Annotated in this window: 9 protein-coding genes; 1 reads left to right on the plus strand and 8 read right to left on the minus strand. The window is 53.6% G+C overall.

Translation table 11 applies throughout. The annotated features are described in order from the left end of the window. Positions 1-12 precede the first annotated feature (12 nt). The 4 genes from BUB94_RS06415 to BUB94_RS06430 all read right to left on the minus strand — a co-directional run bounded on the left by BUB94_RS06415 (position 13) and on the right by BUB94_RS06430 (position 8702). A complete protein-coding gene (locus BUB94_RS06415; protein WP_073235245.1) occupies positions 13-1659 on the minus strand; it encodes a GDSL-type esterase/lipase family protein in 1647 nt (548 codons plus the stop codon). Between the two features lie 26 nt (positions 1660-1685). Continuing rightward, positions 1686-3347 carry an SGNH/GDSL hydrolase family protein gene (locus tag BUB94_RS06420; RefSeq protein ID WP_139258425.1) on the minus strand — a complete coding sequence of 554 codons (1662 nt, stop codon included), beginning with the start codon at positions 3345-3347 and terminating at the stop codon, positions 1686-1688. A gap of 133 nt (positions 3348-3480) precedes the next feature. Then, a complete protein-coding gene (gene hisS / locus BUB94_RS06425) occupies positions 3481-4758 on the minus strand; it encodes a histidine--tRNA ligase (RefSeq protein WP_073235248.1) in 1278 nt (425 codons plus the stop codon). Positions 4759-4841: 83 nt separating this feature from the next. After that, positions 4842-8702: a DUF3857 domain-containing protein gene (locus tag BUB94_RS06430; RefSeq protein WP_254793687.1), complete on the minus strand. Its 3861-nt coding sequence runs from the start codon at positions 8700-8702 to the stop codon at positions 4842-4844. 151 nt (positions 8703-8853) lie between these two features. On the opposite strand from BUB94_RS06430, the gene gap reads away from it, so the two are divergent. Then, positions 8854-9879, plus strand: a complete 1026-nt coding sequence (gene gap, locus BUB94_RS06435) for a type I glyceraldehyde-3-phosphate dehydrogenase (RefSeq protein WP_073160653.1) — start codon at positions 8854-8856, stop codon at positions 9877-9879. 209 nt (positions 9880-10088) lie between these two features. On the opposite strand, the gene BUB94_RS06440 is transcribed toward gap, so the two are convergent. The 4 genes from BUB94_RS06440 to BUB94_RS06455 all read right to left on the minus strand — a co-directional run bounded on the left by BUB94_RS06440 (position 10089) and on the right by BUB94_RS06455 (position 12914). Next, positions 10089-10295, minus strand: coding sequence for a hypothetical protein (locus BUB94_RS06440; RefSeq protein ID WP_073160655.1), 207 nt, complete (start codon positions 10293-10295; stop codon positions 10089-10091). 105 nt (positions 10296-10400) lie between these two features. After that, positions 10401-10583, minus strand: coding sequence for a hypothetical protein (locus BUB94_RS06445; RefSeq protein ID WP_073160657.1), 183 nt, complete (start codon positions 10581-10583; stop codon positions 10401-10403). Positions 10584-10600: 17 nt separating this feature from the next. After that, positions 10601-11878: a CE1 family esterase gene (locus tag BUB94_RS06450; protein WP_254793688.1), complete on the minus strand. Its 1278-nt coding sequence runs from the start codon at positions 11876-11878 to the stop codon at positions 10601-10603. Between the two features lie 265 nt (positions 11879-12143). Then, positions 12144-12914, minus strand: a complete 771-nt coding sequence (locus BUB94_RS06455; protein WP_073235254.1) for a DUF6261 family protein — start codon at positions 12912-12914, stop codon at positions 12144-12146. Positions 12915-12965 lie beyond the last annotated feature (51 nt).

Raw genomic sequence — 12965 nt, forward strand, 5'->3', positions numbered from 1 at the left:
TTCAGTAATTCGTTAGGGTTCCTGGGCGGGCAAGTTTGCGATGTGTTCCTGGTAGGCGTTGATCAGGGCCTTGTAGAAAAGGTCTCCCAGCAGGTTGTAGCCTGCCAGCTTGAAGTGGACCTTGTCGGATTTTGCAAGGTCAGCCTTTTCCCACTTGGACATGGAGCCCAAACCACCCATGAGGCTGAACTTATCCCATACACCGGCCTTGTACTTTTCTGCCAGGGTAAAGAAGGCCTTGCGGGCTACATCGCCATTGGGGTGCTGCACGTAGCGCTTCTTTTTCACCTTGCGGTACATATCGTTGTTTGTCTCGAAAATGACTGCTGCATTGGGGGACACGCGCTTGATGCGGGCCAGGAGCTTGCCGTATTCCTCGATGAACAGCTTGTCGTTAAAATGTTCTACGTTGGCGTCGTTGATGCCGATGGCGAAAATCACCAGGTCGGGCTTGTAGAATTCCATCTGACGTTCCAGCAGGGGGCAGACTTCTTCGAAGTAGTCGTGGACGCGGGCGCCGTTGATGCCTACGCCAGTGTAGGTGATACCCGGATTGTCGGTTTCGGTAAGGATGCCGGTCAAGGTGAAGTTGGGGCGTGCATTCTTCTTGACGGAATCGGGAATGATTTCGGCGTCGGGAATGCAGTGGACGTTGACGGCGTTCGAGGAATCTTCGTTGGCTGTGGCTGCAGCCTGGATGGCGTCGGAACACTTGCGCAAACCTTCGCTGTTGCTCATGCTGGCGGCGACTGTTTCGGCCTTGGCCATGCAGGCGGTATCCAGCAGGTCGCAGTCCCCCTGGAACATGGAATCGCTGGGGGCGTCGGGAGCGATCAGTGCCACGTTGGCGGGTACGTTTGCTGCCGGCTGTGCCGATGCGCTAGAAGCGATTGCGGAATCCTTCTGGGTGGTGTCGGCGGAAGCGCGGGCGATAGAATCCTGATACAGGGAGTCGGTAATGAACTTGGCGATGGCGGCCTGCTGCAGGCTATCCATCCAGCGGAACTGAATCTGGATGGTGTCGATGGGGCGGGGGCAAGTGAACACGTAGCTCTGGCTTGCGGTGTCCTGGACGCCATAGATGTCAGTGGTGTCGACGCGGAGCACGGGGACCACATCGTTGTTGTCGCTGTAGCCGAACAGACGCAGGCGGGTTTCGCCCCACATGGGTTCGCTGTTGTACTTGTCCAGCAAGATGCTGATTTCTGCGCGGGGGTCGCTGGTGCTTACGGCGATACCCAGGAGACCCAGCGGGCGGGTGATTTCTTTCTGGATGTTACGATTGCGATTCCAGATGCCCTTGTAGGCGCTGCCGTAGGTCGAAGGGGTGTTGGTCTTTGCGGCGGAGTAGGGGAACACGAAACCGCGGCCTGCACTGGCGCCGGGATATTCCTTGATCAGATGTTCGCGGATACGCCCAGAAATAACGTCGGCCTGTAAATGGGAGCCGCCGATATGCAGGATCTTTACCTGACCGCGGTTCTCGAAAACCAGGGTGTCCAGCTTCTTGAAGAACGGTTCGAAACTGGCGTTCCCCTTGGGGAACTGAATCACGTTCAAGGTGGAATCGATGAAGCTGTACTTGCTAAAATCAATGTGGTAACTACCCGGGGCGATCGGCAGATCTTTTGAAAATCCGCAGGTAAAACCAGCTAACACTATAAGTAAAGTAAAGAATATGCGAATCACTTTTTCCCCTTGGTGGCAGCCTTTTCTTTGGAAGATTTTTCCTTGGCGGCCTTGGCCTTTGCAGCCTTAGCTGCCTTGGCGGCAGCTCTTGCTCTCTTCTTTTCTTCCTTCACGCCGTCGGCATACTTATGAATGTCCTTCAGCTTTTCATCGGTAATGTGATGGCGTTCGCGGAACTGGAAGTAATCGTAGTGCATGCGCAGTGCGGCACAGAACAGGTCACCCATATAGGCGGCGCCGCGGCGCGTAAAGTGAATGTGGTCGGTAAAGCCCAGGGCCGGTTCCTTCTGAACCCACTTCATCATGGATCCGTTTCCTCCCATAACGCGATGCATGTCCCAGTAGGCAACACCGTTTTCCAGGGCGATTTCCCGGAGGGTCTTGATGGTAATGGCAAGGCCCGGGTAGGTCTGCCATTCTCCGTCTTGCTGGCGGGCCATGTCTGCAGGACCGATAAAGAGAATGTCTGCGTCGGGATTGGCCTTCTGGATGGCCTGGATCTGGCGGGTGATGACCTTCTTCAACCATTCAACCGTCTTGGAGCCCATGCCGGGAACCATGTTGCCTCCGTATTCCATAATGATCAGGCGGGCGTTCATGGCCTTGTAGCTTTCGGCCAGCAGTTCGTTGTCGATGCGGTGGAATATTGTACCCGAGCTTCCGCGCATGGCTACGTTGTCTACGTTCACACCATAAGAACCTTCGGCAGATATGGCGTAGATTTCTGCAGAACCAGAAATGTAGAGCTTGGCCAGGGAAGTTGTATCGGGGAGTTTCCAGGTGTACACGGCCAGCTTGTTGAACTTTTCGATGGCGGGAGCCTGCATCTCCACAATCTTGGAATAACGCTTTTCCTTGATGGTGCTGTCGGCGTTGACGATGGTGTCTACGAAAGTCTGGCTGATGTTCAGCTTGGTTCTGATGCGGGCGTTCTTGTTCACCAGCAACTTGATCTTCTTGTAACCGCCAACGTGGGGGAATGCGTTCTTGCGGCCAGTCTTACGCTTCTGGATGGTAATGGAAGCTTCGCCATCTAGCTTAGAAAGCTGTGCCAGGGGGCCGTAACGGCTGTGGTCCGCTTCTTCGTCGGAGGGTCCAAACAAGATAAAACGTTCCAATGCGCCAGAACTGGAGTGGCTGGTTGTCTGTGAAGGAACGGTCATCATGGCGGGCATCATGCCGGGGCCAGCACCGCCGAATTCATCTTGCAGGTCTTCGCGGATGGTGGCAGAGATGCGGTCTTCTTCTAGCTGGGAGTCACCGTAGTGAATGATGTGTACGGTGTTGCTGTCCAGGGCGGCCAACTGCATATGCAAGAAGAACCTGTCGAACCAGGTGGCGTCGTTGTTGGGCAGGTCGAATCGGGTCTTGCCCTTTTCGAAGAAGTCCTCGTAAAACTTCAGAGAATCCGAGAATTCGGCGAATTCCTTTTGACGGGTTGCTTCCATCATGGCCTGGATGGCGGCTTCGGGATCTTCCTGGGCGGCAGAGGAGTCGCCTTCGACCTTGGCAGGAACCTTCTCGAAAATGTCCGTCAGCTTGGGGTAACGGAGCGTCTTATCGCCAACATGAATTCCGCCTTCGGGGTAAACGATGGCAATAATGCCAAGGACCACGAAAAGGCTAAGGATGCTAAGTAAGGTTTTAAGAGGAGACATGTAGTTAAGTATGAGGTATGAATTACGAGGTACGAGAAAATGAAGAATGAATTACGAAAAAAGAGAAAACGTGTGGGCAAATGCTTTTTTGCGGTTTCTCATAATTCATAACTCATAATTCATAATTGCGAAGCTACAGTGCTGCTTTAATGGCTTCTACGTTGCCTACGTGCATGGTGCCGTCGCGGAGGTCCTTGTATTCGAACTCGCCTGCGGCTGCCTTGTCGCCGTCAACGTAAACAACGATCTTTGCACCCTGGTAGTTTGCCTGGTCCAGCTGCTTGCCCATCTTCATGGAGGAGAGCGGGTGGGAAACCGTATTTCCGTTTGCGCGGAAAATCTGGGCTGCTTCAAAGACCTTCTTCATGTCGTTGGTGAAGCTTGCGATGTAGAAGTCTACGCTCTGCTTGGGGCTGGGGAGCAGGTTGTGTTCGCGGAGCAGGTCTGCAAGCACAACGTCGCCCATGCCGAAGCCGACACCCGGAATGCGGTCGCCGCCCAGCTTTTCGGTGAGGCTGTCGTAACGTCCGCCGCCTGCGATGGCGCGCATGGATTTACCCTTGTCGAACACTTCGAACACAATGCCAGTGTAGTAGGCGAGACCGCGAACAATGGAAAGGTCCAGGTTCACGCATTCGCCGTAACCGGCAGCTTCCAGAGTGGCGAACAGGTCCTTGATTTCGTCGAGGGCTGCGGTTGCAGCTTCACTATGGACGGAAGCGGCAACTTCCTCGATGGACTTGCAGCTCATGAAGGCGTCAAGCTTTGCCACCTGATCTTCTGTGAGGCCAGCGTCAGCCAGAGCCTTTGCGAACGCTTCGGGACCAATTTTCAGACGGCGGTCGAGTGCGGGGTAGACCTGTGCCGGGTTGGGTGCGCCAATTTCGTCCAGGTAGGTGGCCAGCAACTTACGGGAGCTAACGCCAATGGCGAATTCCCCATCCTTCAGGCCAAACTTGCGGAGCATGGTGGCAATTGCTGCCATCAGGTCGGCTTCGGCATAAATGCTTTCGGTACCGATAATGTCCATGTTCAGCTGGAAGAATTCGCGAAGGCGACCCTTCTGAGCCTTTTCATAACGGAACAGGCGAGGCATAGAGAACCACTTGAAGGGCTTCTTCAGTTCGCGGGCCTTCTGGATCACCAAACGGGCGAGAGTCGGAGTCATTTCGGGGCGGAGGGCGATTTCGCGGTCACCCTTGTCTACGAAATTGTAAAGCTGGCTTACGATTTCCTCGCCGGACTTTCCGGTGTACAGCTCCAGGTGTTCAAACATGGGGCCTTCATATTCTTCGTAGGCGAATTCTTCGGCGGTTTTACGCCAGGTGTCAAAGATATAGTTCTGAATGCGCTGTGCTTCAGGATAAAAATCGCGGGTGCCTTTCGGCAGCTGGGGAATTGCAATACTCATAGTGGGCGCAAATTTAGAAAAAAGAGAAAAGCCCCCGAAAAACTCGGGGGCCAAAAAAGGTCTTTATTGAACCGTTTAGGAACTTACTTCACCATGATCATGGGGCTGGTTTCGCTTAGCAGGTAGGTCCATTCCTCGCGAATCTTTTCGTATTCGCTGGGGTCGGCGTACAGGGCGAAGGTAGTCCACTTGATGCAATTCTGGGCGTTGGTGCCTTCGGCGCAGCCCTTTTCGTAGCTGACGTAGTCGGGAGCGCGGGTCAGTGCCTTGGGGCCATTCACGGCCACTTCGCGGCCACCGGCGGCCTTCACATTCAGGCTGTAGCTGAACAGCGTTTCGTGAGGCATGCGGATGGGGTGATGACGCTTAGAAACCTTGGGGAGTTTGAACAAACTACGTTCCCACACGTTGGGGAATCTTCCCTTCAGTTCAGAACCTCCCTGTCCGAAGTAACCCTTGGAGGCGTAAGTCACCACAAGAACCAGGGGCTTGTTGAACTCCGTCAGATTCTCGATCTTGATATTTCCGATACTTACGTCGGGAATACCGGAGGCCAGGAAGTCTTCCATCAGCTTTTCCTGTTCCTTGACGTCGCGGCCATAGAAACGGTTACGCATGACGCTTCCGAACTTGCCTGCCAGAGCCACGGAGTCGCGAAATTCGCAAGCGCCGTCGTTGCCAATGAACAGACGATGGTCCACAGAAATCTGATGTTCCTGATTATCTTCGAGGATAGGCGTCGTCACCACGCGGCTGCTGTCGTCGTCAATGATCAAGGCCACCTTGCCTTCCATATCCAGGGGCACGGGGCGGTCGTTACCCGTCTTGTCGGTAGCGTCTACCCACATTTCGCTGATGTTCCCCTGCTTGGGAATATAAAGAATCATGTGGTTGAACTGCTGGATGGTGGGCAGCTGTTCAAAACCTTCTTCCGTCAGGTGGATGGCGGTCAGATAACTCTTGACGCCAATGGACTGCAGCATTTCCTTAAGCAAGAGGGCCATGTCCTTACAGTCGCCGCGGTGCTGCTTGAGGGTGGATTCTGCTGTTTGCGGAATCAGGCTGTGTCCGCCGAAGCGGATGTCGCGGTAACGGATATCGCGGCGCACAAAGTTGACGATGGCCTTGACGGCGTTGTCGTTTGCCTTGGATCCCTTGACTTCAAAAGCCTTTTCGCGAACAGAAACGGCCTGCTTGAACTGATGCTTGATCAAGTTCTGGTAATCTTCGCCAACAGAAGCCCATTCCTGCTTGCCGGTAAGCATGACACCAGCGCCAAAGTCGCGGTAAACAGGCATGTAGAGTTCCTTGCGGATCACCACGGGGCTGTTGATCTTCCATTCCATGCCGCCCTTGATTTCCTGACGTTCGAGAGGACCATATTCTTCGGTAACGAAGCGGTCCTTGTCGGCGTAGATGCGGAATACGGATTCACCAACGGGAACATCCTTGGAACTGATGAAGTTGGTGTAGGGGATCATGCCCTTGTTTTCTATGTTGGTTCGGCTGTACTGCATGTACACGAAGTCACCCGGTTCCAAGTCCGTCAGGGGGAAGTGGGCCGTCTGGGATTCGTTGCCGCCACCGACTTCGGTTGCATAGGTAATATAGGCACCGTTCAGGCTGGCCTTCTGCTTCAGCTTCATGTTGCTGTCGTAGACTTCCAGGGCGTTAATATAAATGCGGTCAAAACCGGGCAAGAAGTCGAAGGTGAACTCACGATAGATGGCGGCACCGCGCACATCCAGGATTTCCATGAGCATTTCTTCGGTGCGGGTCCAGGCGAACCCCTTGTCGCTTGCGCCCTTGTCGGCCTTGAGGGCGTGCTTGTTGTAATGGACCACGGCGGGGAAGTCCCCATCTACGGCTTCGGCCTTGGCTTCGGGGCGTAGCAGCTTCTTCAGGTCAGAGGTGCGGTCTTCCACCGGAGTAATGGGCTTTTGCAGGGTGCGGTTGTCAGCCTTGCCCAGGAAAGCCTTGGTAGCCGACAGGAAACTCTTGGCATCTTCGTTATCGGGGCGCAGGGAAAGGGCCTTGGTCAGGCTCTTTTCGGCTTCGCGGTAATTGCGGGAATAGAAAAGGATCTTACCCTGGGTGGTCCAGATCTTATAATCGTTGCGGTCCTTGGCCAGAGTCTCTTCGCTAATGGCGCGGGCCTCTTCGTAGCGGCCCAGGAACATGAGGGCGTCCATCAAGGCGGTTCCCAGTTCCACGCTCATGCCGAATCGTCCGCGGACACCGTAAAGAACGTCCACCGCTTCGGCGTACTGGTCAAGCCCCATGTAAGTCTTGGCCAGGTACACACCCAGACGGCTGCTGGGCTGGGTATCGTAAAGACGCTGCACCACAATCAGGGACTGGTTGCGCTGGCCCAGGCCCCACAAGGCGTCGCTCAGGTTGATTACATATTCAGGATTGTTGGGAGTGTAGCGCAGGGCGCCTTCGGCACATTCGCGGGCGCGGCCATAGTCGAACAGTGCCTCGTACATTTCACCCAGGATGCTCAGGAGCTTTCCGTTCTTGCGGACCAGTTCCTTTTGGCTTTCAAAATGGCTGATACCCGGGCCGTACAGTTCCTTCATCTGGTACACGAAACCGCAGTTGATCAGGTAAAGGGGTTCCTCGGGGTCCATCTTGTTGGCGCGCTCGAAGTAACTCAAGGCCACCAGGGGCTGATTTTCAAGCAGGCGGAGCAGGCCCACCTGGCTCATGATGGCGGCGTTGAACTTGGCCTGCTTCTTGGCGGCCTCGGCAGAGGCGTCTGCGGCAGGTGCGGCTCCCATAGTCAAGCCTTCTACGGCTCGATCCATCAGTTTGCTGTACTTGCCCTTATTTATCCCCTGGGTCCAGGAGACGATCAAAATCCCGCGACCCTCATTATATATATAGCGACCGGTGTAATAGAAGTCGAACTTGTTCACCGTGTGGGTCAGGGTAAAATCCTGGGCATAAAGGATATTACCGTCGGCATCCTTGATCTTCTGGCGCTGCACGTCCAGGGTGGGGTTCCCCGGATCCACTCCAAGGCGCACCAAAAGTACCTTGAACAGGTCCTGCTGGCTCACTTCGTCCTGGGGAATCATGGCGCCGTACACAAACAGCGAAACATCCTCGGCCTTATTAGAAAGAACCAGGTCCGGGTCCTCGTTCTGGCGGGAAATCCCCATCCAGTGGTGCCAGAGGGTGTCCTTTACGGCCCAGTCGTAGCCCAGGGCGTCGGAATGATAGCTCTGGACGTTCTCCGGAGAAAGCTCGGGGCCCGTTTCCTGGGCGGTCTCCAGCATCTGGAAGTCGGCGAAGAATTCCTTCCATTCTTCCTTGAGGGCACCGGGAGCCGGAACATCGTCGGTAGCCGACAGCGTCAAAGTATAAATATGGTTGCCGCCGCCGGTGACAAAGCCTACGGCCTCATATGGGGTTTCGTAGCGCTTGCCGGCCACGTCAAAGAAGGCACCGGTAGTCCCGAAAGCCTCTTCGGGGTAGGTTTCGGCCAGGGTGGCCTTCTTTCCGCTACTTTCGAAAGCCTGCATTTCTACCTGGGCTCGGTCCATCAGGCGCATGGGTTCGCCCTGGGGGAGTTCCACTTCTATAAGGACCGCACGACGCCCAGTGCTAGCATTATAAAATTCGTAGGGTACGCCGGATTCTCCGGCTTCGGGGCCGCTAATCAGGGCCCAGTCTGCGGGGTTCTTGACCTTGAAATTGAAACCGGCCGAACCGATGGCGCCAGAACGGGCTGATTTCTTAGCGGCGGGGGCGGACTTTGCCTGGCTGTTCAGGGTCGAGGCGGCTGTGGGGGTGCCGTCGTCGAAATAATCGTCGGCGTAACTACCCTGGGTAGTCTCTTCGGGGGCGGACTGGGGGGTGTTTTCGGTCAGGGGAGCACCGTTACCGGCACAGGAAACCAGAAAAAACAGCCCGAAAAGGGGGGCAAAACGGAACATTTGGGCAATTTTCAAATTCATAAGCCAATAAAAAGCAAAAAATTTTCAAAAGACTCTTTTCAACTTTCGCAATTTTAATAAATTTGGAGTCAGTTGAGCGTTCCCTATTGTAGGGGGTGCAAACAATTCACTACTAAAAAAGGATCCAATAATGGCTCTCAAACTCGGTATCAATGGTTTCGGTCGTATCGGCCGTATGGTGTTCCGCGCTGCTGTGGAAAACTTCTCTAACGACATCCAGGTTGTTGGTATCAACGACCTCCTCACTGTCGACTACCTCGCATACATGCTGAAGTATGACTCCGTGCACGGCAAGTTCGAACACGAAGTTTCCTTCGAACAGGGCGAAAAGAACTACCTCATCGTTGATGGCAACAAGATCCAGATCTTCGCAGAACGCGATCCTCTGAACATCACTTGGGGCGCTCTCCAGGCTGACGTCGTTGTTGAATCCACCGGTTTCTTCCTGACCGACGAACTGGCTCGCAAGCACATCCAGGCTGGTGCCAAGAAGGTTATCATGTCTGCTCCTTCCAAGGACGCTACTCCGATGTTCGTCTACGGTGTTAACCACAACACCTATGCTGGCCAGGACATCATCTCTAACGCTTCCTGCACCACCAACTGCTTGGCTCCGATTTCCAAGGTTCTCGACGAAAAGTTCGGCATCGTCCGTGGCCTCATGACCACCGTTCACGCTGCAACTGCTACTCAGAAGACTGTTGACGGTCCTTCCATGAAGGATTGGCGCGGTGGCCGTGGCATTCTCGAAAACATCATCCCGTCTTCCACCGGCGCTGCAAAGGCTGTTGGTAAGGTTCTCCCGCAGCTCAACGGCAAGCTCACTGGTATGTCCCTCCGCGTTCCTACCTCTGACGTTTCCTTCGTTGACCTGACTGCAGAACTCAAGACTGCTGCTACCTACGAAGAAATCTGCGCTGCTATGAAGGAAGCTTCTGAAAAGTGTGTTTGCGACGGCGGCCTGAAGGGCATCCTCGGTTACACCGACGAAGCTCTCGTTTCTACCGACTTCCGCAACGATGCTCGCACCTCCATCTTCGACGTCAAGGCTGGCATCCAGCTCGACCCGACCTTCGTGAAGGTTTGCGCTTGGTACGACAATGAATGGGGCTATTCCAACAAGGTTTGCGAAATGGCCAAGGTCATCACCAAGTAATTTTAAGCTTCTAGCTTAAGAAAACTTAAAGGAAACCCTCGTTGAAAAACGAGGGTTTTCTTTTTTTATGCCGTTTTCGCGGGCCGGACTTGGCCTGGTTTAGGGCCGGCTTAGACTCGGCCCGGCTTAGACCGGCTAGGGCAGACTGAATAAAAAAAAGCGTTCCTCCACTGGAGGAACGCTTCTTTTAAGCGATAAGAACCTGGCGCTTAGTTGTCTTCGTATTCAGAAGAGCCCCAGCCGTCAAGGTCACCAGCGGCACGGCCCAGGGTTGCTCCACCCAGGATCTCGTCGATGCCCTTGTCTTCGGATTCGTCTTCTTCTTCTTCGAAGATGGAGTTTTCTTCAAGCTCAACGTCTTCGTTAGGTACGATCGGTTCGTTGTCCAGGTCGTTATTAACCTTTTTACGTGCCATTTTTTCTCCTTGATGATGGCGTCTAAGATTTCTATCGCTATATATAACTCTTTTGTACAGAAAAAAACACTTTTTTTCTTACTTTTATAGAAATTTACACCATTATTAGAATCTATTACACTTCGGTTCGCCGTTTTTGCCCTTATTGAAGTCCTTGCTGACGTCGCCGAGGGAACCTGCAATATCCAAACCGCCGAATTTTCCGCCGCCAGAAACCTGGTCCAGCTGATCTTCGTTCAGTTCGTCATCGGGATTTGCATTGCTGTTGGGATTGTAATATAGTTTCATTCCAAATTAGACGGTCATTAAAACTGCTCGAAGAACTTGTGGACCTCTTCGGGGACCCAGGTGTCTTCCCAGCCCCAGCCGATACCCATGTTGCCGGTGTCGTGGGCGGTCCACTGGTGGTTTCCGGGCCAGCTGCAGAACTTTACGGGGAATCGTTCGTCTACCGTGGCAAAGTCGTGGCAGGTGTGGCCCGTGCTGCCCTGGTTTTCGGCCATGATTTCGCCGCTGGCGTCGGTAAATTGGCTATCTCCGTCGGAGGCCTTGCCATTTTTCTTTAAAATTCGGGGGAGGGCGCTGTTCTTTGCCTTGTCGTAAAGGCAGCGGTCGTCGTTCTGGCCGTGAACATTCATCCAGGCCACGGGCAGGTTCTTGTCGGTACCCGCATCCTGGGGGAGCCAGATGTTGTAATCGGCCACGGCATAGGTGGCGGCGGCGCGGATACGTTCCTGGTAGTCCTGCATCAGGGAGTAAGAGAACATGGCTCCGAAACTAAAACCGGTAATGAACACGCGGCTGGTGTCGATACAGTAGTTGTCTTCGATGGTGGTGAGGGCCTGACCGAAGAAATCATGGTCTGCCTGACCCTGGTTCCACAGGCCATTTACCGCCTGGAGCGAGGCGAACATGTAGTTACCCTCGGTATCCTGGGCCTGCTGGCTGTAATAGGGAGTGGGGTGGTCGTAGTCCGGTGTGTGGTGGACGAAGTCCTCGGCGGAACTGCCGTAGCAGTGGAGGGCAATCAGCAGCTTGTAGGGCTTGGTATTGTCGTAATTCTTTGGCAGGGTGATAAAATATTCGCGGTAGGTACCGTTAACGTTGACCACATGATGCTCGCCATTTTCGACCAACTTGTCGGTCTTGAGGGTGGTTTCCCTGCCGCAACCCTTACTGGGGGTGGGGGCGTTCTTGAGGGCATAGCCGAATGCGTAGGAAGGCTCGGCAGGAACCGTTTCGGAAGAGGCGGGTTCCTCTTCGCTGGAGCTGGAAACCTCTTCGGAAGAACTTGAAATTTCTGTAATTTCGCTGGATGTGGGGGCCGGGTCTGCAATTTCGCCGGATTCGGAGCTTTCTGCCGGGACCGTATTTTCGCTAGGGTCGGGATTTTCGGCCGGAAACTGGTCTGCCGGGGTTTCGGGCTGGTTGACGCCGCTTTGCGGCTGTTCCTCTAATCCGGCAGAGGGATCAACCACAGGGTCGGCCGCATGAGGGGTGGAATCGTCGCTACAGGCCATGAACATGGCCAAACCCAAGGCGGAAAGCCCCGCCACAAAAACTTTCTGGAAATTGTGCTTCACAAGAACTCCTTATTGTATCCCGGGCAAAAATTCGCCCAAATATAATCTACCCTAAAAAGAACCCCCTTAATCTGGCCGAACCGAAAATGCCATAGACGATTTGTCTATGGCATACCTTGGATGAACATCAGGTAAACAAGTGTTAACCTGGAAACATAATCGTAGGTTATACATATTTTATGATTTTGTAAGAAATTTATTGTGTAAAAAAGCCCGGCCATTTTTTTTTGATGGGCCGGGCGAACTCCTTTAATTAGTTTTGGGTTTAGGCTGCTTTCACTGCGGAGGCAACCACGGTTTTGTTTTCAGATTTTACTTCTGTTTTTTCCTTGGCGTTTTGCTTGAGGGTTTGACGCAACTTGTAGACGGAACTGAATCGTTCGATGATTCCGTTGATGTTGTTGACGAAGTTCAGACAGTCTTCGTTACCTGATGCGCCAAGGCCTTCGGCGCCGGAGCACACACGGTCAAAAATTTCGTTCAACTCATCGCGGGTGTGCTTGACCAGCTCCGTCTCGCGATTCCCCAAGGCGGCTGCGCGCTCGGCAGAAACCTCGATGAAACGCTCGTTGGCTTCCTTAAGCTGATCCAGGTAAACCTTGAAACCGCAAGCCTCCAGGGCGTTGGAATCCAGGGCGTAGCAACTCTCCACAATCCCCTTGATTATACCGCTAGTCTGATTCTGGGCAATTTTGTGGATGGTGGGAGCCTTGCTGAAGAACTCAACGATGTTTGCCGTTGTGTTCTGGATGACCGGATCCTGGCTGGGGAACTGCTGCAATCCCAGGGCGATACGTCGGCAGGCTACATAGATATCGGTGCGCTTGATGTCAAGATCCTTGGTGGTTTCGAAGTTCTCGGTAGCGTTCAACTTTAACGCATCGCTATATTTCTGGAATACATTTTCGTAGGCGGCTACGTTGTTTGAAAAGATGTCGGACGAAAGATACTTGGTGTATTTCAGGCATTCGTAGTGGATAGCGCGAACTTCTTCGTTGCGCATGCTATGGAAATTAATTCTTTTGATTTTGTTCATATTTTTAATCCTTTATATAAGAAAGTTTGTTTGTCTTTTTTAGGATAATTG

The organism is Fibrobacter sp. UWH9 (assembly GCF_900129715.1).
Taxonomy (GTDB): domain Bacteria; phylum Fibrobacterota; class Fibrobacteria; order Fibrobacterales; family Fibrobacteraceae; genus Fibrobacter.

Bases quoted from the DNA above. Each gene is read 5' to 3' on its own strand.
- BUB94_RS06420 (WP_139258425.1), bottom strand. From the start codon at position 3,347: ATGTCTCCTCTTAAAACCTTACTTAGCATCCTTAGCCTTTTCGTGGTC.
- hisS (WP_073235248.1), bottom strand. From the start codon at position 4,758: ATGAGTATTGCAATTCCCCAGCTGCCGAAAGGCACCCGCGATTTTTAT.
- BUB94_RS06430 (WP_254793687.1), bottom strand. From the start codon at position 8,702: ATGTTCCGTTTTGCCCCCCTTTTCGGGCTGTTTTTTCTGGTTTCCTGT.
- gap (WP_073160653.1), top strand. From the start codon at position 8,854: ATGGCTCTCAAACTCGGTATCAATGGTTTCGGTCGTATCGGCCGTATG.
- BUB94_RS06440 (WP_073160655.1), bottom strand. From the start codon at position 10,295: ATGGCACGTAAAAAGGTTAATAACGACCTGGACAACGAACCGATCGTA.
- BUB94_RS06445 (WP_073160657.1), bottom strand. From the start codon at position 10,583: ATGAAACTATATTACAATCCCAACAGCAATGCAAATCCCGATGACGAA.
- BUB94_RS06455 (WP_073235254.1), bottom strand. From the start codon at position 12,914: ATGAACAAAATCAAAAGAATTAATTTCCATAGCATGCGCAACGAAGAA.